General features: G+C 62.2%; 24 protein-coding genes. 11 read left to right on the top strand and 13 right to left on the bottom strand.

Going from position 1 to position 24,971, the window contains the following annotated elements; all coding sequences use genetic code 11:
• Positions 1-10: 10 nt before the first annotated feature.
• From IHV84_RS11300 to polA, 3 genes are all read right to left on the bottom strand, one after another.
• Positions 11-988: a hypothetical protein gene (locus tag IHV84_RS11300; protein WP_198846933.1), complete on the bottom strand. Its 978-nt coding sequence runs from the start codon at positions 986-988 to the stop codon at positions 11-13.
• Positions 985-2,175 (bottom strand): AAA family ATPase, encoded by a 1,191-nt coding sequence (locus IHV84_RS11295; protein ID WP_198846932.1) that lies wholly within the window; start codon positions 2,173-2,175, stop codon positions 985-987. The genes IHV84_RS11300 and IHV84_RS11295 overlap by 4 nt, the downstream gene beginning before the upstream one ends.
• Before the next feature lie 74 nt (positions 2,176-2,249).
• Positions 2,250-5,048 carry a DNA polymerase I gene (gene polA / locus IHV84_RS11290; protein WP_198846931.1) on the bottom strand — a complete coding sequence of 933 codons (2,799 nt, stop codon included), beginning with the start codon at positions 5,046-5,048 and terminating at the stop codon, positions 2,250-2,252.
• A gap of 142 nt (positions 5,049-5,190) precedes the next feature.
• Between polA and IHV84_RS11285 the strand changes: the two genes are divergently transcribed.
• From IHV84_RS11285 to IHV84_RS11265, 5 genes are all read left to right on the top strand, one after another.
• On the top strand, positions 5,191-5,610 hold the full coding sequence (locus IHV84_RS11285) for a hypothetical protein (RefSeq protein WP_198846930.1): 420 nt from the start codon (positions 5,191-5,193) through the stop codon (positions 5,608-5,610).
• A gap of 104 nt (positions 5,611-5,714) precedes the next feature.
• Positions 5,715-6,074 (top strand): hypothetical protein, encoded by a 360-nt coding sequence (locus IHV84_RS11280; RefSeq protein ID WP_198846929.1) that lies wholly within the window; start codon positions 5,715-5,717, stop codon positions 6,072-6,074.
• Between the two features lie 113 nt (positions 6,075-6,187).
• Positions 6,188-7,138, top strand: coding sequence for a homoserine kinase (locus IHV84_RS11275; RefSeq protein WP_198846928.1), 951 nt, complete (start codon positions 6,188-6,190; stop codon positions 7,136-7,138).
• 184 nt (positions 7,139-7,322) lie between these two features.
• A complete protein-coding gene (locus IHV84_RS11270) occupies positions 7,323-8,147 on the top strand; it encodes a BPSS1780 family membrane protein (RefSeq protein WP_198846927.1) in 825 nt (274 codons plus the stop codon).
• Between the two features lie 440 nt (positions 8,148-8,587).
• A complete protein-coding gene (locus tag IHV84_RS11265) occupies positions 8,588-10,537 on the top strand; it encodes a PhoX family phosphatase (RefSeq protein ID WP_198846926.1) in 1,950 nt (649 codons plus the stop codon).
• Positions 10,538-11,121: 584 nt separating this feature from the next.
• Here IHV84_RS11265 and IHV84_RS11260 read toward each other — a convergent pair.
• The 5 genes from IHV84_RS11260 to IHV84_RS11240 all read right to left on the bottom strand — a co-directional run bounded on the left by IHV84_RS11260 (position 11,122) and on the right by IHV84_RS11240 (position 15,185).
• Complete coding sequence (locus tag IHV84_RS11260; protein WP_198846925.1) at positions 11,122-12,231, bottom strand: putative zinc-binding metallopeptidase; 1,110 nt, start codon at positions 12,229-12,231, stop codon at positions 11,122-11,124.
• Between the two features lie 147 nt (positions 12,232-12,378).
• Complete coding sequence (locus IHV84_RS11255; RefSeq protein WP_044399434.1) at positions 12,379-12,696, bottom strand: BON domain-containing protein; 318 nt, start codon at positions 12,694-12,696, stop codon at positions 12,379-12,381.
• 139 nt (positions 12,697-12,835) lie between these two features.
• Entirely contained in the window at positions 12,836-13,228 is a 393-nt protein-coding gene (locus IHV84_RS11250) for a DUF883 family protein (RefSeq protein WP_198846924.1), read from the bottom strand.
• A 66-nt stretch (positions 13,229-13,294) separates the two neighbouring features.
• A complete protein-coding gene (locus IHV84_RS11245) occupies positions 13,295-13,459 on the bottom strand; it encodes a DUF1328 domain-containing protein (protein ID WP_044399472.1) in 165 nt (54 codons plus the stop codon).
• A gap of 409 nt (positions 13,460-13,868) precedes the next feature.
• The gene (locus tag IHV84_RS11240; RefSeq protein ID WP_370541255.1) at positions 13,869-15,185 is read right to left on the bottom strand and encodes a CHASE3 domain-containing protein; all 1,317 of its coding nucleotides are present in this window, start codon (positions 15,183-15,185) and stop codon (positions 13,869-13,871) included.
• Positions 15,186-15,356: 171 nt separating this feature from the next.
• On the opposite strand from IHV84_RS11240, the gene IHV84_RS11235 reads away from it, so the two are divergent.
• On the top strand, positions 15,357-15,989 hold the full coding sequence (locus IHV84_RS11235; protein ID WP_044399437.1) for a response regulator transcription factor: 633 nt from the start codon (positions 15,357-15,359) through the stop codon (positions 15,987-15,989).
• Between the two features lie 150 nt (positions 15,990-16,139).
• Here IHV84_RS11235 and IHV84_RS11230 read toward each other — a convergent pair whose 3' ends face one another.
• The 4 genes from IHV84_RS11230 to gpmA all read right to left on the bottom strand — a co-directional run bounded on the left by IHV84_RS11230 (position 16,140) and on the right by gpmA (position 19,761).
• The gene (locus IHV84_RS11230; protein ID WP_066699579.1) at positions 16,140-16,514 is read right to left on the bottom strand and encodes a response regulator; all 375 of its coding nucleotides are present in this window, start codon (positions 16,512-16,514) and stop codon (positions 16,140-16,142) included.
• A 113-nt stretch (positions 16,515-16,627) separates the two neighbouring features.
• Positions 16,628-17,377 carry a molybdopterin-synthase adenylyltransferase MoeB gene (locus IHV84_RS11225; RefSeq protein WP_066699550.1) on the bottom strand — a complete coding sequence of 250 codons (750 nt, stop codon included), beginning with the start codon at positions 17,375-17,377 and terminating at the stop codon, positions 16,628-16,630.
• An 87-nt stretch (positions 17,378-17,464) separates the two neighbouring features.
• Complete coding sequence (locus tag IHV84_RS11220) at positions 17,465-18,901, bottom strand: S41 family peptidase (protein ID WP_044399445.1); 1,437 nt, start codon at positions 18,899-18,901, stop codon at positions 17,465-17,467.
• A 116-nt stretch (positions 18,902-19,017) separates the two neighbouring features.
• Entirely contained in the window at positions 19,018-19,761 is a 744-nt protein-coding gene (gene gpmA / locus IHV84_RS11215; RefSeq protein ID WP_198846922.1) for a 2,3-diphosphoglycerate-dependent phosphoglycerate mutase, read from the bottom strand.
• A 72-nt stretch (positions 19,762-19,833) separates the two neighbouring features.
• On the opposite strand from gpmA, the gene IHV84_RS11210 reads away from it, so the two are divergent.
• The 4 genes from IHV84_RS11210 (at position 19,834) to IHV84_RS11195 (ending at position 22,220) form a co-directional block, all read left to right on the top strand.
• Positions 19,834-20,241, top strand: coding sequence for a rhodanese-like domain-containing protein (locus IHV84_RS11210; protein ID WP_066699561.1), 408 nt, complete (start codon positions 19,834-19,836; stop codon positions 20,239-20,241).
• Positions 20,242-20,269: 28 nt separating this feature from the next.
• Entirely contained in the window at positions 20,270-20,530 is a 261-nt protein-coding gene (gene grxC, locus IHV84_RS11205) for a glutaredoxin 3 (protein WP_044399449.1), read from the top strand.
• A 133-nt stretch (positions 20,531-20,663) separates the two neighbouring features.
• The gene (gene secB, locus IHV84_RS11200; protein ID WP_066699565.1) at positions 20,664-21,119 is read left to right on the top strand and encodes a protein-export chaperone SecB; all 456 of its coding nucleotides are present in this window, start codon (positions 20,664-20,666) and stop codon (positions 21,117-21,119) included.
• 78 nt (positions 21,120-21,197) lie between these two features.
• Complete coding sequence (locus tag IHV84_RS11195; protein ID WP_198846921.1) at positions 21,198-22,220, top strand: NAD(P)H-dependent glycerol-3-phosphate dehydrogenase; 1,023 nt, start codon at positions 21,198-21,200, stop codon at positions 22,218-22,220.
• A 296-nt stretch (positions 22,221-22,516) separates the two neighbouring features.
• Here the strand turns inward: IHV84_RS11195 and lysA are convergent, their stop codons facing one another.
• The gene (gene lysA / locus IHV84_RS11190) at positions 22,517-23,761 is read right to left on the bottom strand and encodes a diaminopimelate decarboxylase (protein WP_198846920.1); all 1,245 of its coding nucleotides are present in this window, start codon (positions 23,759-23,761) and stop codon (positions 22,517-22,519) included.
• A 145-nt stretch (positions 23,762-23,906) separates the two neighbouring features.
• Between lysA and IHV84_RS11185 the strand changes: the two genes are divergently transcribed.
• A complete protein-coding gene (locus IHV84_RS11185; RefSeq protein WP_198846919.1) occupies positions 23,907-24,890 on the top strand; it encodes a LysR family transcriptional regulator in 984 nt (327 codons plus the stop codon).
• Positions 24,891-24,971: the final 81 nt, after the last annotated feature.

Raw genomic sequence — 24,971 nt, 5'->3', positions numbered from 1 at the left:
CGCTCTATTCCTACATGGCATCCTGAAGGGCATCCGCAAGCCTGTTCATCTCAGTCAACACAGGCGTCGACCAAATATGATTTTTGGGAACGTTTCTGAACTCCTCAGCTACGTCTTTACCGAACCCAGGTTCCAGGTATTTCACTTCGTTCTGCGATAGCCCCGTCCACATACCCAGACTACGGCTCGCACGTACTGATTTCTTGGGGTCGACAGGACTCACTCCATCACCACTAAGGCCATTCTTCATGTTGTAGAAGTGAGCCATCGTTCCAATAGCACCACTGAACAACGTCGCAGTAAGGTCTACGTTTAGAGGCTGCAGGACTACTTGAGGAAGATAGTTTTCAATTGAACGGCGTTCAAGTCGATGCCAACGATTCGATGGGATGGCTGCGCAATATTTTTCAAATTGATGACCTTGACAGCCGTCACCATTCGGCGGAACCCAACCAACCGTTAACTCATTTGGATGTAGACGGTCGCTATCGAAAACAAAAAATGTCCGCCAGCGATCAACCCCATTCGCACCAGCAGCTTTAATCTTAGCCCCCATAGCAGAACCTCCGCCCATCTCAGGCACTAGCCAAGAGCGATTGCACCAAGTTGAAAACGACGGCACTATCGACTCAAGAAAACAGCGATCAGACTCGTCGTTCTCTAGCACTAGCCGAAGAGGACGATTGACTATATCGGCTGCACCAGCAGCACTCAATGTCCATGGAGGTGGACCGAGCACCGCTTGTGCACCCTGGGGAGAAATGGAAATGCGCAGGGAGTTACTTCTATTTTGTGCACTTGCCAGTCGTGTTTTGTAGTACTCCTGAAACAGCGGAATATGCGCCCCGCACCATCGCAGCATCGCGTCGTGATTTGCTAGCACCGAATGAAGCTCAAAGCGTTTTAATTGAATGAGTAGCTCTACAACACTTCGCTGCCAATCAGCATTAGTGTCCGTCCAGCAGGAGTCATCGAATTCAAGAATCACGACACCCCCCGCTGCGCATCAAACAACTCGCTTTTGAGTTGAAGTAAGTCATCGAAGGCGTCTACTGGCCAAGCACTACCAACCCTGCCACGGTCATCCAGGGGGACTGGCCGTGCAACTGACACGGGGCCACTATGACGAGCAACCCAATACAAAGCCACATCACCAGATGGAATACGTCGATTTGCAATCGCAAGCTGAGTGGCGGCGAGCAAAACTTCTGAATGAGTTTCGATCATCACCTGAGCGCCAGATACGGCAGCATCTGCGATGGAAAGAGCAAGAGCGCGCTGGGCATCTGTGTGAAGGTGAAGTTCTGGTTGCTCTAGACAGACAACACTTGGACCGATTCCGTTAGCGGCTCGAGCGAGGGCGACAAGCGGCGCAAGCACCTGGGTGAGGCCTTCTCCCGTATCCACCAAATTTATAGCTGAGGATGGGCTCCCCATCGGGGCAACATCAAGTCGGAAGAATCCCGGGGCCACATCCTCCACACGTAGTTCAAAGCCCAGAACTTCGAAGAATTTCAATACAAATGCGAGTGCCTTTTTTTCGCTATCGGATCGCGCCACACGAACCCAGTAATACAGGAAACGAGCAACGCCATCCCCAGTGGGTGAGAGTGTGCTTGGCGACGATGCAAGTCCCTTGGCAACACGTGCCACCGGAGCGCGAACCCCCTGGAGCCACTGCACGCTAAGCTGAAATTGACTCCGCGAACAACCGACATTACGCAACCATAGCGACTGATCCACAGCAGGAAGCAACCCTGCGACGGCTTGTACTCGACCTTGCCAAAGGCCGTCCCCATCATCTTCAAGCAACCAATGATGATCCGAGTTAACCAACTCGATGCTCTTCAATTCGCATGTCTCTGGCAAGGTTCCCCCACGAAAACACCACTTCGCCGAAGGTCCAGCGTGCCAATCGATCCGCACTTCAATCGGCTGTCTAGGACTGCTGATATGTGCAAGATCACTCCACAATGCTTCGCGACCAACGGTTGCGTCAAGGCAGGGACCAGGGCGCATATCTCCCATAGATTCAGCGATCCACGGCACTACCCGCAGCAGAGCACTCTTCCCGGAACTATTTTCACCATAGAGCAAAGTCAACGGGGCTAAATCAACATGCTGCCGATCCCGAAAGCCCTTGTAGTTTTGTACCTCGAACGACTTAATCAACATTACATTCCCCAAAAAATCTAACGAGCATTAAGCGACGCTGCGCGGGACGCCGCAAGCGATCCAAACCCTCAGGCTCAATGCGCCTTATCCCAATTAGCCCCCACCCCCACCTCCGCCAATAACGGCACCTTCAGCGCCGCCACTTCCGCCATCAGGCGCGGGATGTGGGTTTTGAGCCAGTCCACCTCGCCCTCGGGCAGCTCAAACACCAGTTCGTCGTGCACCTGCATGATCATCTTGATGTCCGGCTTGTGCGCGTCCAGCTCCTTTTGCACGGCCACCATGGCCAGCTTGATGAGGTCGGCCGCTGTGCCCTGCATGGGCGCGTTGATGGCGGCGCGTTCGGCCCCGGCGCGGCGGGGGCCGTTGGGGGAGTTGATTTCGGGCAGGTACAGGCGGCGGCCAAACACGGTTTCGACATAGCCCATGGATTTGGCGGCGGCCTTGGTGTCGTCCATGTACTGCTTCACGCCGGGGTAGCGCTGGAAGTATTTGTCGATGTAGGCGGCTGCGGCCTTGGTTTCGATGCCTAAGTTTTTGGCCAGGCCGAAGCTGCTCATGCCGTAGATGAGGCCGAAGTTGATGACCTTGGCGTAGCGGCGTTGCTCGCTGGTGACTTGATCGACCTCCACCCCAAACACTTCGGCGGCGGTGGCACGGTGCACATCCAGCCCGGCGTGGAAGGCGTGCAGCAGCGAGTGGTCGCCGCTCAGGTGGGCCATGATGCGCAGCTCGATCTGGGAGTAGTCGGCACTGGCAATCACGCGGCCTGCGGGGGCCACAAAGGCCTCGCGCACGCGGCGGCCTTCGGGGGTGCGGATTGGGATGTTCTGCAGGTTGGGGTCGTTGCTGGACAAGCGGCCTGTGACGGCCACGGCCTGCGCGTAGTGCGTGTGCACGCGGCCGGTGCGTGGCAGGGCCAGTTGGGCGAGCTTGTCGGTGTAGGTGCCTTTGAGCTTGACCAGGCTGCGGTGCTCCAGCAGCTTGGCGGGCAAGGGGTAGTCCTCGGCCAGCTTTTCCAGCACTTCTTCGTCGGTGCTGCGGGCACCGGTGGCGGTCTTCTTGATCACGGGCATGCCCAGCTTGTCGAAGAAGATTTCGCCCAGCTGCTTGGGGCTGCTCAGGTTGAAGGGCTGGCCGGCAATCTCATACGCCTCGGTTTCGAGCTGCAGGATGCGCTGGCCCAGTTCGTGGCTTTGCGCGGCCAGCGTGGGCGCGTCAATCAGCACGCCGTTGCGTTCGATGCGGTACAGGGCCTCGCTGCTCGCAATCTCCAGTTCGTAGATGAAGCGCAGTTTGTCGTCTGCCTGCAGCAGTGGCCACAGAGCGTTGTGCACGTCCAGGGTCTGGTCGGAGTCTTCGCAGGAGTAGGCGGCGGCTTTGTCCACGGGCACCTGCGCAAACGGGATCTGGTGCGCGCCTTTGCCGCACAGGTCTTCGTAGCTGATGCCTTTGCGGCCGGTGTGGCGCTCGGCCAGACTGGTCAGGTTGTGGGGCTTGTGCACTTCGAGCACGTAGCTTTGCAGCATGGTGTCGTGCGCGTAGCCCTGCACCTCGATGCCGTGGTTGGCGAACACATGGCGGTCGTACTTGATGTGCTGGCCCAGCTTGGGGTGCTTGGGGTCTTGCAGCCAGGGCTTGAGGCGGGCGAGCACTTCATCCAGCGGCAGTTGCGCGGGGGCATCGGGGCCTTCGTGGCGCAGGGGGATGTAGGCGGCTTCGCCGGGCTGCACGCTGAAACTGATGCCGACGATTTGCGCACGCATTTCGTCGAGGGAGTCTGTTTCGGTGTCGATGGCCGTGAGCGGGGCTTTGTGCAGGCGCTCCAGCCACTGGTCAAAGTCGGCCCAATTCAGGATGGTGTCGTACACCACCGTGCGGTGCTGGGCTTCTTCGGCCACGGTGCTGGCGGAGTGGTCGGCAAACAAGTCACCGCTTTGGCCGGGCATGGCGACGGTGGGGGCGGTGGTGGCAGAAGCAGTAGCGCCCTTGATGGCGGCAGCCAGGCCCTTGAAGCCGTACTTTTCGTAAAACGGCAGCAGGCCCTCGTTGTCGGGCGCGTCCAGCGTGATGTCATCAAACGCGGGCAGGCCGGGGATGTAATCGGCCAGCGCGCAGTCGGTCTTCATGGTGACGAGCTGGCGGCTCAAGGCCAGCTGGCCGCTGGCAATGGCCTCGCGCAGGTTGTTGCCTGCCACGCCCTTGATGGCGTCGGCGTTGGCAATCAGGTTGTCGAGCGAGCCGTATTCTTCCAGCCACTTGGCGGCGGTCTTGGGGCCCACCTTGGTCACGCCGGGCACGTTGTCCACGGTGTCGCCCACCAGGGCCTGGTAGTCCACCATCAGCGCGGGGGGCACGCCAAACTCGGCGGTCACGCCTGCCACGTCGCGGCGCTTGCCGCTCATGGTGTCGATGATGGTGATGTGCTCGTTGACCAGCTGGCTCAGGTCTTTGTCGCCGCTGGAGACGATGACTTCAATGCCCTGTGCGGCGGCCGTGTGGGCCAGGGTGGCGATGACGTCGTCGGCCTCCACGCCGGGCACGGCCACCACCTTCCAGCCCAGCAGGTCCACCACCTGGTGGATGGGCTCGATCTGGCTGCGCAGGTCGTCGGGCATGGGCGAGCGCGTGGCCTTGTATTCGGTGTACAGCGCGTCGCGGAAGGTGGGGCCGCTGGCGTCGAACACGCACACGGCGTAGTCGGCAGTCACCTCTTTGCGCAGGGCCTGCATCATGTTGATCATGCCGCGAATGGCGCCGGTGGCAGGGCTGGTGGGGTCGCCCGGCACGGCCCGCAGGTCGGGCATGGCATGGAAGGCGCGGTAGAGGTAGCTGGAGCCGTCCACCAGCACCAGGGTCTTTTTGTCAGTCATGCACGGATTGTGCACACGAACCGCCAGCCACCGCAGGCGCTTGGCAGCGGCGCGGGGCCCGAAAGCCGGCAAAATAACGCGCCACACGGCGCTGGCACTTCGCCACCCGCTGCTGAGGCAGTTCAACGGACAAAGGTCAACCATGAAAAAAATGCTGGCATTGCTGCTCAGCGCTGCGTGCACCCTGGCGGTGGCTGAGACGGATCTGAACCACCTGCCCGCGCCACTGAACAAGTCGCTGCGTGGCAACGCAATCAAATCTGCGCAACTGGACAACGGCGTGCTGCGGCTGCAGATGGACAAGCCCGCCGTGAGCGAGCTGGTGTACTCGACCTTCGTCTTCCACAACATTTGTGCCGAGCAGTGGCACCACCCCGACCAGTTCGCCAAACTGGCACTGGCCAAGGTGGAACTGCTCAACGCGTCGGGCCAGCAGGGCTATGCCTTTGACGCGCGCGGCGATGTATGCGTGCAGATGGGGCAGCTGGGCAAGAAGTTTGGCGCCTTCATTGCACAGCGCACGGTGCCGTGCGAAACGGGCGTGTGCCCCAAGCACCCCTGATGGCCTGACGGTTACCCCCGGCGCGCCACACAGCAGCGGCAGGCCAACACTGGCTCTGCCCGCAGCCCCCAGGCGCGCAGCCTGCCCCGCCTACAATCGGCGCCATGCGCGCACTTCAACTTTTTCTCTTGCTGGGCTTGGCGTCCAGCCCCCTGCTGGCCCAAAATACCAACCAAAATGCCACCCAGGGCAATGTGGAAAAGCGCGAGCAGCTATCAAATCCAGAGCAACTCAGTGGCCGAGGCAACCAGCGCACTGAGCGCATTCGCGTGGAAGACGGCGGCAGCCGCGTGGACGAGCTGCGCGTGGGCGGCCAAACGCAAAGCATCAACGTGCAGCCCAAGGGCAGCGACATGCCTGCCTACGAAGTGAAGTCGCCCGACGGCGCACGCAGCCGCAGCGGCAGCAACAGCGGTGCTGAAACCAACACCGCGCCCCGCGTCTGGAACGTGATGAAGTTCTGAACCCGCGCGGGCGCCTGTGCCCGTGCTATATCACTGGCGCCGGGGCCTTCCCCTGGCTTTGGCTTGCCCCTTTTGCCCCCTGCCCACCTGCTTTTCCCCCGCTGAGCTGAACAATGGCCGTTTTTACCGAAGTCTCCAAAAAAGATGCACGCGAAGTGCTGCGCCGCCTGCAAATTGGCGAGCTGGTCGAACTGCGCGGCATTGAGGGCGGGATTGAAAACACCAACTACTTCCTCACCAGCACGCAGGGTGAATTCGTGCTCACACTGTTCGAGCGCCTGACGGCCGAGCAACTGCCGTTTTACCTGCACCTGATGAAGCACCTGGCGCACGGCGGCATCCCCGTGCCCGAGCCGCGTGGTGACAAGTACGGCGAAATCCTGCACACCGTGGCGGGCAAACCTGCAGCGGTGGTGAGCAAGCTGCGCGGCAAGAGCCAGTTGGCCCCCGAGCCCGTGCACTGCGCGGCCGTGGGCGCCATGCTGGCGCGCATGCACCTGGTGGGGCGCGACTACGACCGCCACCAGCCCAACCTGCGCGGTCTGCCCTGGTGGAACGAAACCGTGCCCGTGGTGCTGCCGCACCTGGACGCCGCCCAGGCTGCGCTGCTGCAGTCGGAACTGGCTTATCAAAACCATGTGGCGGCGTCGTCCAGCTACGCAGCGCTGCCCCGTGGCCCGGTGCACGCCGACCTGTTCCGCGACAACGTGATGTTTGCCGAAGACACCCTCACCGGCTTCTTCGACTTTTACTTTGCGGGCGTGGACACCTGGCTGTTCGACCTGGCCGTGTGCCTGAACGACTGGTGCATTGACCTGCCCACGGGCGCCCACCATGCAGAGCGCGCTGCGGCGATGCTCACGGCCTACCAGTCGGTGCGCCAGCTCACGGCGGCCGAGCGCGAGCTGCTGCCCGCCATGCTGCGCGCGGGCGCCCTGCGCTTTTGGATATCGCGCCTGTGGGACTTTTACCTGCCGCGCGAGGCGTCGATGCTCAAGCCGCACGACCCCACGCATTTCGAGCGGGTGCTGCAGGGCCGCATTGCCAACCCCCTGCACGCCTGAGGCGCAGCACCTGCCGGTGCAGGCAACTTTGCAAGCCAGGAGTTTGCCGGGCTGCCCCGGGGTGGGTGCGTGGCGCACCGCCCATAGCCCTTCGCCCTGACCCGGCGCACGCCCCTGGGGTAAATTCACGCTCTGGCGTGCGCTGAGCCGCCCTGGCCCGCCAGAACCCACCACCACCCATCCCATGAAACTCCACATCGTTCCTGCCCAGACCGGATTCACCTGGGTCAAGCTGGGCGTCCAGGCCTTCCGTCGCCAGCCGCTGGCCCTGGCAGCGCTGTTCTTCCTCTCTTTTGTGGCCATGTCGCTGCTGGCCAGCGTGCCTGTGCTGGGCAACATCGCCTCGCTGGTGCTGCTGCCCTCTGTCACGCTGGCGATGATGGTGGCCACGGGCGAGTCGATTCAGGGCCACACCCCCACCCCGGCCCTGCTGCTGATCACATTCCGCAAAGGCCGCCAGCACCTGCGCCACATGTTGCTGCTGGGTGTGCTGTATGCCGCGGGCTTTCTGGGCATCATGGCCATTTCTGCCCTGGTGGACGGCGGGCGCTTCGCCCAGGTTTATATGGACGGTACACCCGTGACGGCGCAAATGGCGTCCGACCCCAGCTTTCAAAAGGCCATGTGGACGGCCACCGTGCTGTCGCTGCCGCTGTCGCTGCTGTTCTGGCATGCGCCGGGCCTGGTGCACTGGCACGGCGTGCCACCGGTGAAGGCCCTGTTCTTCAGCCTGATGGCCTGCGTGCGCAACGTGGGGGCGTGCCTGGTGTTCTTGTTCAGCTGGCTGGGCATTGGGGTGCTGGGTGCGCTGGTGATCAGCATCGTCTCGCTGCTGCTGGGCCTGGGGGGTGAAGGCGTGGGCAGCCTGCTGATGGGCGCTGCCATGATGATGGCCACGATGATCCTGAGCTGCGCGGTATTCATCTTCCGGGATTGCTTTGAGCCGCCCGAGAGCCTGCTGCACCCTGACACCACCCCGCCCACGCCACCAACTGCTGGGCTGAACTGAAAACGAACTGCGCTGGCACCGACATCGCAGCCTTCGGCAAGTGCAGGCGGCAGGCTGGCTGCGCAGGCCTAGCTGCACAGAAATATCACCGGCGTGCCCCGTTTCGCCAGCTCACGTTGCCCACAGTTCTTACGGAGCACTCCAGCACCAGCAGCCAGTGCATCTGCGGTAGTTTGAGGGGCGAAAGGCACCGACCTTGGTATCAGGCGAAATTTGTTATCCCCCTCAAGGCGGCTTGCCAGGGTACCGCGTGTGCATACGCGCTGCCATGAACGGCCCATACCTTTCACGCAAACGTCACAAAAGCATCAACGAACTGTCACAACAAATTTCTAGCATCGCGGGCTGGTGATCATGACCACCGACCGCAGTGCCTGGCCCACTGGGTCCGATGTGGCGTGGTCTGCAGCAACGCAATACCCCACTGGAAATATCAAGACATGTCCCAATCCTCGCTGACCACCCGCCGCAAAGCACTGCAATTTCTGGCAGGGGTTCCCATGCTCCCTCTGGGCGCAACGGCTGCCACCTCCTTTTTGACAGCCTGCGGCGGTGGTGACGACGGCACCACTGCCAGCTTCGTTTCCGCCAGCTTTACTTCGATGGCCGCCCCCACCCTGGCCAACGCTACTGCGATGGCCACGACCACCGTGGGCTCCACTCTCAACATCAAGCTCAGCGACGAATCGGTACGCTCGTACCAGCTGGCGTATCAGCCGTTTTTCGTGACGGGCGACATGGTGTCCGACGGCAAGGGCGGCACTATCCTGTCGGGTGGCTACTACGACATCAACAACAAGCCCATCATTGACGCCACCGTCCCAGGCAAGGAGCGCCACTATTTCTCCGACGCACCCGATGGCACCTCGCTGTTGACCGTGGCCAACCCCACCGTCACTGGCATCAAAGGCAAGGCCGTGTTTGCCGTGGTGCAGTTCGAATACACCACCTGGGCGCAAGATGGCAAAACCGGCATGTATGGCAAGCTGCCTTCGCCGATTGCCGTGCTGACGCTGGACCAGGACCAGTCCACGGGCAAACTCAGCCTGGTGAAGTACCACAACGTGGACACTTCCAAGGTGCATGGCCTGTGGATCACCTGCGGTGCCAGCCTGTCGCCCTGGGGCACTCACTTGTCGAGCGAAGAGTACGAGCCCGATGCTTTCAGCATCGCCAGCAACGACATGTTCAAGGCCTACAGCAAGAACCTGTACGGCGACGAAACCAAGGCCAACCCCTACCACTACGGCCACATGCCCGAAGTGACCGTCAACCCCGATGGCACCGGCAGCATCAAGAAGCACTATTGCATGGGCCGCATCTCGCACGAGCTCGTTCAGGTCATGCCTGACAACCGCACGGCGCTGATGGGCGATGACGCCACCAACAGCGCCTACTTCGTGTTCGTGGCCGACAAGGAAAAAGACCTGTCTTCGGGCACGCTGTACGTGGCCAAGGTAGGCTCTGGCTTCTCCATTGATCCTTCAGCCAACAGCAGTGCTGCGCTGACCTGGATCAAGATGGGCTCGGCCACCAGTGCAGAGATCGAGCAGCTCGCCAACACGCTCAAGCCCACGGACATCATGACCGTGGTGAGCAAGGACCCGGCCGACGCCAGCTACACCAAGATCGTGGCCAACGGCAAGACCGAGTGGATCAAGCTGAACCCCGGCATGGAAAAGGCTGCCGCCTTCCTGGAAACGCATCGCTACGCAGCCTACCTGGGCGCGAGTGCAGGCTTCTCGAAGATGGAAGGCACAACGGTCAACATCAAGGACAAGATCGCGTACTCGGCACTGCAAAACTGCCAGGACTCCATGGTCGTTGGCAACGCCTCCAACGTGCCAGGCAACGGTATCTCCATCCCCAAGCAACTCAAGGCAGGTGTGGTGATGGCTCTGAACCTCAAGGGCGGCCAAAAGGACACGTCAGGTGCAGCCATCAACAGCGAATGGATGCCTGTGGACACCAAGGCGTTGCTGGCTGGTGAAGACATCGCCGCCGACGCACTGGGCAACACCGCCAACCCGAACAAGATTGCCAACCCCGACAACCTGAAGTTCTCGGAAAAGATGCGCACCCTGTTCATCGGCGAAGACAGCGGCCAGCACGTCAACAACTTCCTGTGGGCCTACAACGTAGACACCAAGCAGCTGTCGCGCGTGATGTCGATCCCCGCAGGCGGAGAATCTACGGGCCTGCACGCTGTGGACGAAATCAATGGCTGGACCTACATCATGAGTAACTTCCAGCACGCGGGTGACTGGGGCAGCATCCATAACGTCGTCAAAGACACGCTGGACCCGATGATCCGCGCCAACTACAAGAACAAGTCGGGTGCGGCAGTAGGCTACATCACCGGCACCCCCAGCCAGATGAAAATGGTCTGAAGCTCAGGACTTGCCCCGACCCAAGGGGCACGCCAAAAGGCGCAACAAAAAGCCAGCCGGTCTGCATAGCCCTGCTGGCTTTTTTACTGGCGTACATGGCATCACCATACCCAGCACCCACAGCCGCACCGCCTTCCGCTTTGGCTCGTATGCCGCGCGTACCTTCTTGCTACCCCTCGCCCCGAGCACACTTGGGGCAGCCCCATCAGCACAAAACCTTTCATCAAAGCCACGCCGGACATGGCGCTACTTGGGTCGATGGCCTGCCGTGGCCGCAGCCTCTCGTCCGTGCGATTGGTTGGTGCACTGATATCCAGCCCACACCACACTGGCGTTGGCAAGCGGCAGATCACCGCTAGCCGGATCACACTTTCAACAGCCAAGTACTGACCGATTTGAGGGGGCTGGTGGGCATGGATGGTGAACGCCTCCACTACGACCCCGCTGCGCGTAGCGCATGAAGGCAAGCTGCAAGCGGCCCGCATGGACAACCACTGGGTGTGGGCGCAGGGGTTTGAATAAAAAAGGCCTCTAGCGCTTATTCAGAAAGCGCGAGCAGCTATATTTTTAATAGCAACCAGTCTTCAGACAGCCTGTGCAGGCGGCTGCCGCACGGCTTGCACCAGGTCGTGCACAAACCGCAGTTTGACCATGGCCCCGGCAGACAGGGCAAAGGGGTAGGCATCGCTCTGGCCCAGGCTGCGGTTCAGGCTATTGAGCAGCAAGGTGACTGGCACCCACTGCCCCACCATGTCGTCAAAACTGGGGGCGGGGCTGCCAAAGGGGTCTGACACGGTGTGGCGCATGGCGGGCTGGGGGCCGGATGGCGGCGTGGGCACCGTCACGCCCAGCTGGTAGCTGGCAGCCGTCTCCAGCAAATCCACCATGTGCAGGTAATGGGCCCAGGTCTCGGCCCAGTCTTCCCAGGGGTGGGCAGAGGCATAGGCGCTGACATGCCGCTCAGCCCACGGCCCCACATCCCCCCCCTTGGCGTAATGCACCTGCAGTGCCGCGGCATAGTCAGCGCGCTCGTCGCCAAACACGCGGCGGAACTCCTCCAGGCGGGCACCGCCTTGCACCAGCTGGTCCCAATAGAAATGGCCTGACTCATGCCGCAGATGGCCGATGAGAGTGCGGTAGGGCTCGCCCAGCGCGATGCGGCGGCGGGCGCGCTCGTCGTCGTCGGCCTCGGCCACATTCAGGGTGATGGTGCCACCCTGGTGGCCCGTCAGCACCTGTGGGCCACCCGGCCAGTCAGCAAGGAACTCAAACACCGGGCCGGCCCTGCCCGGCACGGGCTCCAGCCCCAACCGGGCCAGGGTGTAGAACAACTGCCGCTTGGCAGACTCCACCTGTTGCCAGCGCCCCAGGTTGGTGGGCTCGGACAGATCCGGCAACACCCTGGTCTGGCGGCAGGACACGCACAGCGGCGAATAGTCAGTCGCAGGCACGGCAAAGTTGCAGGCCCCGTAGGCCGCGCGGTTGGAGCACATGCGATAGAGCTTGCCTGTGGGAGCACTGCCACCGCGCTCGCCCATGCGGCGCCACAGCCCAGCCCCGTCCTGCGGCGCAGGCGCCAGCGTGGCCATGGTGAGCTGGTCAGGCGCAAAAGCCAGCGTATTGCCGCAATGCAGGCATTGCACGCTGTCAAAAAAAACCAGATGACCGCAGTGGTCGCAATTGAAGACGCGCATGAGACAGAGCTTACCCCTTGCGGAGCGCAGGCGGGGGTGGACCCCAAAAACAAAACCTCCGGCTGCTGGGCAGGCGGAGGTTTGGGTTTGCGAGAGCTGGGGCGTGATGGTGGGCTGTCCACCCGTCACACCCCGCTCGTCAAGACATCAGGGGCGCACCACAATGCTGTTGCGCACTTCACGCACATGCTTGGTGTTGCGTGCAATGTTTTCAGCCTGGTTCTTTTCAGCTTGCGACTTGGCAAAGCCCGACAACTGAACCGTGCCGTTCAAGGTTTCCACGCTGATGGCGGTGGCAGAGACTGTCTTGTCTTCAGCCATTTTCGCCTTCACGGCGGTGGTGATACCGGCGTCGTCCATATAGGCGCCGACGGTTTGCTGTTCGCGGGCCACCGAGCAGCCAGTGGCTGTCAGGATGGTGGCGCCAGCCATCGCGGCAAAAGCAAGAGCACGTGCGTATTTCATGGTGTTTCCTTCTTTAAAGTGAGTCGAACGCGGGTGCTGGCAAAAAAATCAATCCCGGGCTCCATGGCACCCTCCGCAACCACGGGACTGAGGCGAATCCGAACGATCGCTAAACCGCCGAATCCTGGGGAAACCTGTGTCAGCGAGCTGACGGGCGGCGCGAGAGCCACAGAGCCAGTGCACCGATGGCCGCGCCCGAGGCCACCGCAATGGCCATCGACTTGGCAGGCTGCTGGGCCACGTAGCGAGTAGTGGCTTCAGACACCTCGTGCACCTGGCGGCGTGCGCGGTCGCTGGCCTGGGCGCAGCAGTCAATGCTGCGTGTGGCGATGTCCTGGGCCCGTGCGGCCAGGTCTTGAATGACGGGGCTGGCCTCTGCACGCAGCTGGCGCACGCCCCCTTCAGCGGCATCAAACAATTGGTCGGCCTTGTCGTGCGTTGCTTTCACAGCCTCTTCCGCACTTTGCAGCACGTCATCAGACAGGTTGCGAAGCTTTGTGGGGGCGATGTCTTTCATGTTTTCTTTACTCATGGGTCACTCCTGTTTTGAGATGGGTACCAAGGGCGAGAGGCTCAGACCACTCGGGTGGCTAAGGCGTCAACCCCTTTTGAGCAGGCCGACCACGAAGGTGACGACGGCCATGACCACAAAGACGAAGAACAAGATCTTGGCGATGCCGACGGCGCCGGCAGCAATGCCACCAAAGCCGAAGACTGCGGCGACCAGAGCGATCACCAGAAAAACGACTGCGTAGTGCAACATGACCATCCCCCAAAAATGCGCCGGCGCATTGCCAGCAGTGGGCGACACCTTGGATCGGTGCCAGAAAGGTCGTTTTGCAGTTCACTGCGCACAAGGAACAGAGCGGGTTGCCAGGTGCCTGAAATACGCAGAGAGCTATGAAACGACTCGCTGGACTTCACTGTAAGTAAGCACGGCAACCGGCAGTGACGGTGGCAGGCGCGCAGACGTGTCGGTCCCTTCACACCCGCGCTGTAGGACAGCGCCTGCCCCTGCTCATGCGGGGACTGCCGGCACCCGGCGCAACGCACAGCAGGGTGGGCAATTCAGACAAGAAGCCCCCGGCCGACCGCAGCGACGGAGCAAAAGCCGCTGGAAAGCGATAGCCACCTCTGCGCCGCGGCCCCTCACTGCCACGGCCTGGAGGGTGTTAGCGCAGCAGGGGCAACACCGCCGAAAGCAAGGTGCCCTTGCCGGGGCTGGAGTGCACGCTCAGGCGCCCCCCTGCTGCCTCCACCCGGTGGCGCATGCCCGCCAGGCCGTGCGAAGACACCTGCACGCTGGCCGGGTCAAAGCCCGCACCGTCATCGTGCACCTGTACCGCCACGTGGTTGGGATGTGCGTGCACAGACACCAGCACCTTGTGCGCGTTGGCGTACTTGCCGATGTTGGTCAGTGCCTCTTGCACCATGCGGTACACCGTGAGCTGCGTGGCGCTGGGTAAGTCAACCGTCTCCAGGTTGGTCTCGACCTCGATACCGGCACGCTGCGCAAACTCGCGGGTGAGAATTTCGAGCGCAGCCGTAAGCCCCAGGTGCGACAAGGAGGAAGGTCGCAAGTCCTCGATGATGCGGCGCTTGAGGGCGATGCCGCTGTTGAGCGTGTCGGTGAGGTGCTTGAGGCGCTCTGTCACATCCGGCGCATTCACATCCAGCTTGGATTTCAACCGCGCCACATCCAGCTTGGCGGCGGTGAGCAGTGCACCCAGTTCGTCGTGCAGCTCGCGGGCCAGGTGGCCGCGCTCGTCTTCCCGCACTTGCTGCAAGTGGCTTGCCAGCTCCGACAGGGACGCCGTGCGCTCGCGCACCAGGCCTTCCAGGCGGTCGCGCTCGTGCTCAAGCAAGGCCTGTTCGCGCTGGCTCACCACCTGCAGGGCGTTGGCCTGGCGCAGGTACATGAAGAACGCCAGCAGGCCAATCGCCGTGACCACGGCAATGCCAATGCGCGAGAGCATGAGCGACTGCACGATTTGCGCCTGGCCGATCTGGATCTTGGCCGTGGCGCGCTCGATGAGCGCATGGGCGTGCTTGCGGATTTCATCCATGTTCTCCCGCCCCATGTCGGTGTGCAGGATGAACTTCCAGGCGTCTTCATTGCCCTGCCTACGCAATCGCAGGCTCAACTCCATCTCCGCGAGCTTGCGCGAGATCTGGCGCGACAGCAGCGCCACCATCAGCATGTCCTCCTTGGAGTCCACAAACTGGTTGCGCAAGGTGTCCATGTGGCTTTGCAGTGCGATCATGGCTTTGTCGTAGGGCTGCAGGTAGACGTCGTTGCCCGTCAGCAGGTAACCGCGCTGGCCGGTCTCAGCATCGAGCATGCTCTGCAGCAGGCTGTTGACCGTACCGCGGGTGGCCTGCCACTGGCTCATCTGGCGCACCGCGTCTTGCGAGCGCATGTGCCCGACTTCGTTGATGCCCACCAAAACCAAGGCGGCCAGCAGAGCCATGGGCAGGCTCAGCGCCATGCGACGAACTTTTGGTAACCACGGCCGCAAAGATGCTTGTAGGTTCATAGTTTGGAATCAGGATAAAGTTTGGCGCTTGCGGTGTTGAATGCAATGCATCAGCAACACCCGAACGCGGTTTATCTACAACTCATTGAGGGCTGCATGCGCACCCTCCCGAAGGAAAACACAATGATCAAAATCGGCATAGTGGATGACCACGCTATTGTTCGCTCCGGCTTGCGCCAGTTTCTGTCAGAGCATGTCGATTTACGCGTAGAAGGCGAAGCCTCGAATGGCCGCGAAGCGATTGATCTGGTGCGCAATCACGAAATCGACGTACTGCTGATGGACCTTTCGATGCCCGGCCAAAGTGGTCTGGATGCCCTGGCCATGCTGCGTGCGAAAGCACCCGACATGGGCATTCTGATTTTGAGCGGCTACCCCGAAGAGCATTACGCCATCAATCTGATTCGCCAGGGGGCCAGTGGTTATCTCAACAAGGAATGCGAGCCCTCCGAAATAGTTGAAGCCATCCGTGTGATCGCGCTGGGCAAGCGTTACCTCACCCCCACCGTTGCCGAGCTGCTCGCCCAGCAACTCAACCGCAAAGACGATGCACCCCCACACGAGCAGTTGTCCGAGCGCGAGTTCCAGGTGTTCCTGAAGCTGGCCAAAGGCGAGACCGCAGGCGACATCGCCAAGGACCTTTCACTGAGCGTGAAGACCGTGAGTACCTACCGTACCCGCCTCATGGAAAAAATGGGCCTGTCTTCCAACAGCGACCTGACGTACTACGCGCTCAAGAACCAGCTCATCGACTGATGTGGTGTCTACCCTCCTGGCCAGCGCGAACGCCGCCAGGAGGCGTTCAACCCTGCAAAATTCTCAAACTGTGTGGAATGGGTGAGAGACGATGGGAGCACTGCAATGGTGCTTGCTCACCCAACGAGAGACAGGCGCCGTGCCGCCTAATCAGCCCCGGCTGTGCGCCACGCAGTAGTCCACAAGCGCATCGATTTCATTAGATTTGTCAAAGACGGCGTCTACCCCGAGTTGCGCGCAACGCATGCGTATATCGGGGGTGGCGTAGTTGCTGAGGACGACCATTTTCTGCCCGGGGCTGCGCTCGCGGCATGCCTCCAGCACCCCCAGGCCACTGCCTTGACGCAGGAAAAGATCGACGATGGCCAAGTCCCACTGACCGGCGCGCTCCTTGAGCCAGACCTTGCCTTCGTCTTCTGTTTCAGCGAACCCCACCGGCTCTACCGACGCCAACTCTTCCAGAGTCCCGATCAGGTTTTCTCTGATGGTTGCGTTGTCTTCAACAATGTAAGTGCGGAGTTTCACAGCCTGATCCAAGAGTCCGGCCAGAACCCATACGCCATGGCCGAAGACGTACTTTAAGCCGGATGTTTTTATCGTTCTGCCAGCCAGCACTCGCTGGTTGCGTAGGACTTCTCCTACTGTTTGCCACAGACAACGCAGGCGGGATCGCGTGGCACTTTCATCGTATTCCACTCCATGGTGCGGCCATCGAGCATAAGCAGGCGCCCAGTCATGGCTGGCGCGGCGCCAGAGATGAGCTTCAAGGCTTCGGCTGCCTGCATGGCGCCGATGACACCGACCAGCGGGGCGAAGACACCCATGGTGGAGCACTGCACTTCCTCAAACTCGGCCTCGGGCGTGAACATGCAGGCATAGCAGGGCGACGCAGGATCACGCGGATCAAACACCATCACCTGCCCATCGAAGCGGATGACGGCACCAGCCACCAAGGGTTTGCCGTGGCGAATGCAGGCAGCATTGACCGCGTGGCGCGTAGCGTAGTTGTCGCTGCAATCCAGAACCACCGTCGCCTGGGGCACCCACTCATCGAGCAAGGCGGTGTCTGCACGCTGCTGCAAGCAGGTGACCTCTACGCTGGGGTTGATGGCACGCACTGCCTGCGCGGCAGATTCCACCTTGGGCTGCCCCACGCGGTCGGTGGTGTGTGCCACTTGCCGCTGCAGGTTGGTGAGGTCCACCACATCGTGATCCACCAGCGTGATCCGCCCGACGCCCGCCGAGCCCAGGTACAGCGCCACGGGTGACCCCAGCCCCCCGGCGCCAATCACCAGTGCATGCGAGGCCAAGACCCGCTCTTGCCCTTCAATGCCTACTTCATCGAGCAGGATGTGGCGCGAATAGCGCAGCAACTGTTCATCGTTCATCGTTCTCTCATCCACCACATCAAAAAGGCCGGGCTCCTGATGGAGCCCGGCCTTTGTACATGAAAACCGGGAAGGGCAAGCCTGCGCTCAGTTTTCCTTCTTTTCTTCCTTGCGCTCGGTTTGCGTCTTGCTCACCAGCACCGCCCGACCCTTGAGCTTGTTGAGCGCCTGGGTCAGCTGGAAATCCTTGTCGGTACCAAACTCAGGCAACTTGCGCTCGGCCGCAGGCTTCTTGGCTTCTTCTTCCAGGCGCTTGCGGGCTTCTTCACGGGCCTTTTCACGGGCCTCGTCTTTTTGCTCTTCGCCCTGGCCGCTGCCCAGGTGTTTGTCCAGATCAGCCTCGCGCATACGCAGCGCGGCAAACACGTTGCCCTCTTCAGACTCGTCGATCATCACATCAGGCACGATACCCTTGGCCTGGATGGACTTGCCGCTGGGGGTGTAGTAGCGGGCGGTGGTCAGCTTGATGCCTGTGTCGGGCCCCAAGGGCCGTACGGTTTGCACTGAGCCCTTACCAAAGGTCTGGCTGCCCATGATGGTGGCGCGCTTGTGGTCTTGCAAGGCGCCGGCCACGATTTCGCTGGCCGATGCGGAGCCTTCGTTCACCAGCACCACCAGGGGCACGGTCTTGAGGGCCGCAGGCAACCGGCGCAGCGGGTCGCTGCCGTTGCGGCGCATGTAAAACTCGGGCGATGCCTTGTAGGTGGCCTTGCTTTCGGCCAGCTGGCCGTTGGTGCTGACCACGGTCACGTTCTCGGGCAGGAAGGCTGCCGAAATGGCGACGGCTGCATCCAGCAAGCCACCGGGGTCGTTGCGCAGATCCAGCACCAAGCCCTTGAGATTGGGTTCCTGCTTGTAGACGTCTTCCACCTTGCGCACGAAGTCTTCCACCGTCCGCTCCTGGAACTGCGATAGGCGAATCCAGGCATATCCGGGCTCCATGACCTTGCCCTTGACGGACTGGGTCTTGATTTCCTCGCGGACGATGGTGACCGGGAACGAGCGGTTTTCGTCCTTGCGGAAGATGGTGAGGGTGACCTTGGTGTTGGGCTCACCGCGCATGCGCTTGACGGAGTCGCTCAGCGACAGGCCCTTGACGGCGGTCTCGTCAATCTTGGTGATCAGGTCGTTGGTCTTGAGCCCGGCGCGGAACGCGGGCGAACCTTCGATGGGCGAGACGATCTTGATCAGTCCATCTTCCTGGGTGATTTCAATGCCCACGCCCACAAATCGGCCCGTGGTGCCTTCGCGGAATTCCTTGAAAGACTTCTTGTCGAAATACTGGGAATGCGGGTCGAGGCTGGAAACCATGCCAGAGATGGCATCGGTGATGAGCTTTTTGTCATCCACCGGCTCCACGTAGTCTGTCTTGACCAGACCGAACACTGCTGACAGCTGCTGGATTTCCTCCAGCGGCAGCGGTGTCATCGCCCCGCGCGCAACGGTTTGCAAAGACACCGTGGTGAGCGCACCGGCCACCACACCAACCGACACCCAGCCCGCAATTTTGAGTTTCTGGCCCATACAACACCTTTAACCGATTCAATATACACCTTGGAAGGGCCGCACCCGCTGCAGTTCCGCGCGGGCGCTCACTTTCGCAGAATCTGGAGGGTTTTCCCAGCAGATTTACACCGTCTTTACGCTGTTCCCTGCGAAGCCACTGCGGCGGCGGCCTTGGCAGCCGCTTCAGCGTCGCCCAGATAGTAGTGGCGGATGGGCTTGAGGTTGTCGTCCAGCTCGTAAACCAGCGGAATCCCGTTGGGAATGTTCAGGCCCACGATGTCGTTGTCGGAGATGTTGTCCAGGTACTTGACCAGCGCCCGGATGGAGTTGCCGTGCGCAGCCACCACCACGCGCTTGCCCGAACGGATGGCGGGCGCCATGGACTCGTTCCAGAACGGCAGCACGCGGGCTACGGTGTCTTTCAGGCACTCGGTCAGGGGCACATTCTCAGCCGCCACACCGGCGTAGCGGCGGTCGCCGCGCTCGCTGCGGGGGTCGGTGGCTTCCAGCGCAGGCGGGGGGGTGTCGTAGCTGCGGCGCCATACCAGCACCTGCTCGTCGCCATACTGCTTGGCCATGTCGGCTTTGTTCAGGCCCTGCAGGGCGCCGTAGTGGCGTTCGTTCAGGCGCCAGTCCTTGACCACGGGCAGCCAGGTGCAATCCATCTCGTCCAGGGCGTACCACAGGGTGTGGATGGCGCGCTTAAGCACGCTGGTGAAGGCCAGGTCGAACTCGTAGCCCTCGGCCTTGAGCAGCTTGCCGGCCGACATGGCCTGGGAGACGCCGGTGGGCGTCAGATCCACATCGGTCCAGCCGGTGAAGCGGTTTTCAAGGTTCCAGGTGGATTCGCCGTGGCGGATCAGAACGAGTTTGTGCATGGTTTCCCTAGAAAGAGCGGGTCAAAATCTTACATTCTAAAATTGCTGTGTTCGCCAACCCAAGGAATCTTCGTGAAATTCATCATCGACAACTGGTATTTGCTCGTCGTGGCCCTCGCATCGGGCAGCATGCTGCTGTGGCCGTCGCTGCGCAGCGCAGGTGCTGGCTCGCTCACCCCCAACCGGGCGGTGCAGCTCATCAACCGTGAAAAAGCGGTCGTCATTGACGTGTGCGAAGCCGAAGAGTTCGCCGCTGGCCACGTGGGCGGCGCCAAGAACGTGCCCCTGAGCCAACTCGAAGAGCGCCTGCCCACCTTGGTGAAGAACAAGGCCGTGCCTGTGGTGATGGTGTGCGCTTCTGGCGCCCGCGCCAACCGCGCAGTGGCCGTGGCCAAAAAGCTGGGCTACGACAAGGCAGAGGCCCTGGCCGGTGGCCTGAAGGCCTGGCGCGAAGCCAGCCTGCCGATTGAAAAAGCCTGACCTTCACCCTTTAACGCAGGAGAGCCCCATGCAACCCGTGAAGATGTACACCACCGCCGTCTGCCCCTACTGCGTTCGCGCCAAGCAGATTCTCAAGTCCAAGGGCGTGGAGCAGATCGAAGAAATTCGCGTTGACCTCGACCCTGAGGCCCGCACCCACATGATGGAAATCACCGGCCGCCGCACGGTGCCGCAGATTTTCATCGGCACCACCCATGTGGGTGGCCACGACGACCTGGTGGCCCTGGACGGGCGCGGTGGCCTGATGCCACTGCTGGGCGCCGCTTGATTCCGGCCACCCGGCCTGCCAGCGCTGCATAATGCAGCCCATGTGCCCGCTGCGGGAGCTGCTCCCCGGCGGGTTTTGTTTTGCAGCAAGTTTGTTTGAGCAAACGTAAATCGTAAGTAGAGAGACTTTGACCATGGCCGACCAAGACAACACTCCCGTTTTCCAGATCCAGCGCGTGTACCTGAAGGATCTGTCGCTCGAGCAGCCGAACTCCCCTGCCATCCTGCTCGAACAAGAGCAGCCCAGCGTGGACATCCAGCTCGGCGTGGAAGCCGCGCCTGTGGCCGACGGCATCTACGAAATCTGCGTCACTGCCACTGTGCAGACCAAGATCAAGGAAAAGACCGTGTTCCTGGTCGAAGCCAAGCAAGCCGGCATTTTTGAAGTGCGCAACATCCCTGAAGACCAGATGGGCGCCATCATGGGCATCGCTTGCCCCCAGATCGTGTACCCCTACCTGCGTGGCAACGTGGCCGACGTGATCAACCGCGCTGGCTTCCCACCCGTGCACCTGGCCGAAATCAACTTCCAGGCCATGTACGAACAGCAGCAACAAGCCGCAGCGGCCGACACCGCTGTGGCCCAGTAAGCTGCACGCATCCTGGCAATTGCATTGGAATGAGGGGCCTTCGGGCCCCTTTTGCTTGATACAAGAGCGTAAGCAGCTATGAAAATCGTAGTACTCGGCGCAGGCGCATGGGGCACGGCTGTGGCCATGAGCGCGGCACAGCACCCGGCGGGCCACCAGGTCACGCTGTGGGCACGCAACCCGGCGCAGGCCAGCGCCATGCAAACGCAGCACGAAAACACGCACTACCTGCCGGGCATGGCCTTGCCGCCCGCCTTGCAGGTGGCCAGCGGCGACCCGGTGACCGCGTGCCACGGCGCCGACCTGGTCATCGTGGCCACCCCCATGGCTGCGCTGCGCGGCATGCTGACGGCACTGCAAGGCCTAAGCATGCCCGTGGCCTGGCTGTGCAAGGGCTTTGAAGCGCCCACCGGCGCACAGGCCGCTGATGCAGGCTTGCTGGCCCACGAGGTGTGCGCACAAGTGGCGCCCACCTTGCGTTCGGGCGTGCTCAGCGGCCCCAGCTTTGCGCAGGAAGTAGCCCGCAACCAGCCCACGGCACTCGTCGCCGCCAGCGAACATTCCAGCGTGCGCGAAGCACTGGTCGCGGCCTTCCACAGCCCCAGCGTGCGCGTGTACGCCAACGAAGACATCGTGGGCGTGGAAGTGGGCGGCGCGGTGAAGAACGTGCTGGCGATTGCCACCGGCCTGTGCGATGGGCTGGCGCTGGGTCTGAATGCCCGCGCGGCCCTGATCACCCGCGGCTTGGCCGAGATGACCCGTCTGGGCCTGGCCCTGGGCGCACGGCCCGATACGTTCATGGGGCTGTCAGGCCTGGGCGACCTGGTGCTGACCGCCACGGGCGACCTGTCGCGCAACCGGCGGGTGGGCATGCTGCTGGCCCAGGGCCACACTCTGGCGCAAGCAGTGGAATCTCTGGGCCATGTGGCCGAAGGGGTCTACTGCGCGCGCACCGTGGCGCAGCGCGCACAAGCGCTGGGGGTGGACATGCCCATCACCCGCGCCGTGGTGGCTTTGCTGGATGGCCGGCTGAGCCCGCCTGAAGCCGTGGCCACGCTGATGGGACGCGACCCTGCTACCGAGTTTGCGGACAGAGGCTGAACACCGCCCTGCTCCTTGCACACAAAAAAAGCCGCATTGCCTGCGCGAGCAGACGGTGCGGCTTTTTCATTGGGCGGCCCCCTTCGGGGACTGTGCTCAAAACACGCCGAAAAGCATGAGCAAGAGCACGACGGAAAGCGGTACGCCAAGCAACCAAAGAACGATAGGCATGGTGGGTCTCCTGTAAAAAGAACGGTCACTGAAATCAGTGCCTCCACCTTATTCGCCCACCGAGCGCCGCCTTGTGCGCCGGGGCAGCGCCTTCGCGTAGGCGGGTGCCTACCGCGCCGCGATCGTTACAGCCCCAGCTCCAGCGACAGCAACTCCTCCACCGTCTGGCGGCGGCGGATCAGGCGGTGCTCCGCGCCATCCACCAGCACCTCGGCCACCAGCGGGCGGGTGTTGTAGTTGGAGGACATCGAAGCGCCGTAGGCCCCCGTGTCGTGGATGACCAGCAGATCCCCCACCTGCGCCGCAGGCAGGTCGCGCGGCAGCACCACGCCACCGTCGCCCTGGGTGAACACGTCGCCCGATTCACACAGCGGCCCCGCCACCACCGTGGGCTGGCTCGCGCCCTGGCTGCCATCGCGGCGTAGCACGCTCATGGCGTGGAAGCTGCCGTACATCGAGGGGCGCATCAGCTCATTGAAGCCGGTATCGACCAGCACAAAGTGGTTGCTGCCCGCATTCTTGGTGGCACGCACCTCGCCCAGCAGCACGCCCGATTCAGCCACCAGGAAGCGGCCGGGCTCAATCTCCAGGCCCAGCGTGTGGCCCACGATGGCCTCGGCCTGCTGGCGTGCGGTGTTCCACAGGCCAAAGTAATGCTGCGTGTCGATGACCGGATCGCCCGCGCGGTAGGGGATGGACAGGCCGCCGCCAGCCGAGATGGCATGCAGGTCATGCCCCGCCGCGTGCGCCGTGCGCACCAGCTCCACCATGGCGCCGCACACCTCGGCCAGGTGGCCGTAGTCCACGCCCGAGCCAATGTGCATGTGCAAGCCCGCTAGCGTCAGGCCCTGCTCGCGGATGGTCTGCAGTGCCAGCGGCAAATCGGTGTGCCAGATGCCGTGCTTGCTGTGTTCGCCACCCGTGTTGGTCTTGTTGCTGTGGCCATGGCCAAAGCCGGGGTTGATGCGCAGCCACACCGCATGGCCCTTGGAGCGGGGGCCCAACTGGCGCAGCATGTCAATGGAACCGGCGTTCACGGGCACACCGTGCTCCACCACGCAGTCGAGCGTGGCAGCGTCGAACAGGTCGGCGGTGAACACGATCTCAGACGGTTCGCCACCAGCCTTGAAGCCTGCCGCCAGCGCCCGCAGAATTTCGCCGCGCGACACGGCATCCACCTTGACGCCCTGCTCGCGCATCAGTTGGAGGATGTGGATGTTGGAGCAGGCCTTCTGCGCAAAGCGCACCGTGTCGAAGTTGGACACCTGCGCAATGCGCTGGCGAATCGTGGCCGCGTCATACACCCACAGCGGGGTGCCGAACTGGTCTGCCAGGGCCCACAATTGGGCGGGGGTGAAGGGGTTGGACATGGTGAAAACTCCGAAAAACGCTGAAATCTGAAGGACAACGCACCACGCTGGGTGTGCAGTGAATGGGTGCGATCATGCCTGCCCCTGTTCATTCAGTCCAATACCAATAATTCCAACATCCATTCATTGCGGATATGCTTTTCGCATGAACTCCGCCCACCCACCTACGCCAGCTCACCCTGCCTCCGATGCGCAAGCCGCCCTGGTGTCCCACCGGCACATCGAGGTGTTTCGCGCCGTGATGACGGCGGGCAGCGTGACCAGCGCGGCCGCCTTGCTGCACAGTTCGCAACCCACCGTAAGCCGCGAATTGGCCCGGCTGGAACAACTGCTGGGCTACCCGCTGTTTGAGCGCCTGCAAGGCCGCCTGCGCCCCAACGCCCGGGCGCTGGCGCTGTGGGACGAGGTTCAGCGATCCTGGCAAGGGCTGGAGCGCGTGGTGGAGCGGGCCGTGGCCCTGGGCCAGTCGCACGAGGCGCAGCTTTCGGTGCTGTGCCTTCCCGCCCTCGCCCACGCCCTGCTGCCCGGTGCCATCGCGCGGCTGCTGCGCGCACAGCCGCAGTTGCGCATATCCATCACCCCGCAAGAATCGCCGCTGCTGGAAGAATGGATGAGCGCCCAGCGCTTTGACCTGGGCCTGAGCGAACAGGCCGCCACGCCCCCCGGTGTGCAGGCCGTGCCGCTGCTGACGCTGGACGAGGTGGCCGTGCTGCCCGCCGGGCACGCCCTGGCGGCGCAGGCCGTGCTGCAGGTGCAGGACTTTGCAAACCAGCCGTTTGTGAGCCTGTCTGCCGACGACCCCTACCGCCGCCAGATCGACGCGCGCTTTGCCGAGGCTGGCGTGGCGCGCCAACTGCACCTGCAAACCCACAGCGCCGTGGCCGTGTGCGCCATGGTGCAGCAAGGCCTGGGGCTGGCCATCGTCAACCCGCTCACCGCCTTGGCCATGGCGGGGTCGGGACTGGTGGTGCGCAGGCTGGGGTTTTCCGTGCCGTTCAGCATCAACGCTTTGCTGCCGCTGTACCGCCCAGCCTTGCCCGAAGCGCAGCCGCTGGTGCAGTCCCTAGAGGCCCAAGCCCAGGAAGTGACCGCCGCACTGCAGCGCTTGCTGAGCCAGCCTGCGAATTGACGCGCCGAGAATTTTTAATAAAAAGTGGCTCTTCTAGCGAATGCTAGTGATGAGTCTTTAAACGCCCTGCAGCGCCCCCAT

Origin of the sequence: Acidovorax sp. IB03 (assembly GCF_016406015.1) — a bacterium.
In the GTDB taxonomy this organism is placed as follows: Bacteria; Pseudomonadota; Gammaproteobacteria; order Burkholderiales; family Burkholderiaceae_C; genus Acidovorax; species Acidovorax temperans.
This window is presented reverse-complemented; position numbering and strand designations above follow the sequence as displayed.

Coding starts and splice junctions, on each gene's coding strand:
- IHV84_RS11240 (WP_370541255.1), bottom strand. CDS start 15,185: ATGGCGCTGAGCCTGCCCATGGCTCTGCTGGCCGCCTTGGTTTTGGTG.
- IHV84_RS11185 (WP_198846919.1), top strand. CDS start 23,907: ATGAACTCCGCCCACCCACCTACGCCAGCTCACCCTGCCTCCGATGCG.
- IHV84_RS11295 (WP_198846932.1), bottom strand. CDS start 2,175: ATGTTGATTAAGTCGTTCGAGGTACAAAACTACAAGGGCTTTCGGGAT.
- IHV84_RS11280 (WP_198846929.1), top strand. CDS start 5,715: ATGCGCGCACTTCAACTTTTTCTCTTGCTGGGCTTGGCGTCCAGCCCC.
- IHV84_RS11265 (WP_198846926.1), top strand. CDS start 8,588: ATGTCCCAATCCTCGCTGACCACCCGCCGCAAAGCACTGCAATTTCTG.
- IHV84_RS11245 (WP_044399472.1), bottom strand. CDS start 13,459: ATGTTGCACTACGCAGTCGTTTTTCTGGTGATCGCTCTGGTCGCCGCA.
- secB (WP_066699565.1), top strand. CDS start 20,664: ATGGCCGACCAAGACAACACTCCCGTTTTCCAGATCCAGCGCGTGTAC.
- IHV84_RS11220 (WP_044399445.1), bottom strand. CDS start 18,901: ATGGGCCAGAAACTCAAAATTGCGGGCTGGGTGTCGGTTGGTGTGGTG.
- IHV84_RS11275 (WP_198846928.1), top strand. CDS start 6,188: ATGGCCGTTTTTACCGAAGTCTCCAAAAAAGATGCACGCGAAGTGCTG.
- IHV84_RS11235 (WP_044399437.1), top strand. CDS start 15,357: ATGATCAAAATCGGCATAGTGGATGACCACGCTATTGTTCGCTCCGGC.
- IHV84_RS11255 (WP_044399434.1), bottom strand. CDS start 12,696: ATGAAATACGCACGTGCTCTTGCTTTTGCCGCGATGGCTGGCGCCACC.
- grxC (WP_044399449.1), top strand. CDS start 20,270: ATGCAACCCGTGAAGATGTACACCACCGCCGTCTGCCCCTACTGCGTT.
- IHV84_RS11285 (WP_198846930.1), top strand. CDS start 5,191: ATGAAAAAAATGCTGGCATTGCTGCTCAGCGCTGCGTGCACCCTGGCG.
- IHV84_RS11225 (WP_066699550.1), bottom strand. CDS start 17,377: ATGAACGATGAACAGTTGCTGCGCTATTCGCGCCACATCCTGCTCGAT.
- IHV84_RS11250 (WP_198846924.1), bottom strand. CDS start 13,228: ATGAGTAAAGAAAACATGAAAGACATCGCCCCCACAAAGCTTCGCAAC.
- IHV84_RS11270 (WP_198846927.1), top strand. CDS start 7,323: ATGAAACTCCACATCGTTCCTGCCCAGACCGGATTCACCTGGGTCAAG.
- lysA (WP_198846920.1), bottom strand. CDS start 23,761: ATGTCCAACCCCTTCACCCCCGCCCAATTGTGGGCCCTGGCAGACCAG.
- IHV84_RS11195 (WP_198846921.1), top strand. CDS start 21,198: ATGAAAATCGTAGTACTCGGCGCAGGCGCATGGGGCACGGCTGTGGCC.
- polA (WP_198846931.1), bottom strand. CDS start 5,048: ATGACTGACAAAAAGACCCTGGTGCTGGTGGACGGCTCCAGCTACCTC.
- IHV84_RS11260 (WP_198846925.1), bottom strand. CDS start 12,231: ATGCGCGTCTTCAATTGCGACCACTGCGGTCATCTGGTTTTTTTTGAC.
- gpmA (WP_198846922.1), bottom strand. CDS start 19,761: ATGCACAAACTCGTTCTGATCCGCCACGGCGAATCCACCTGGAACCTT.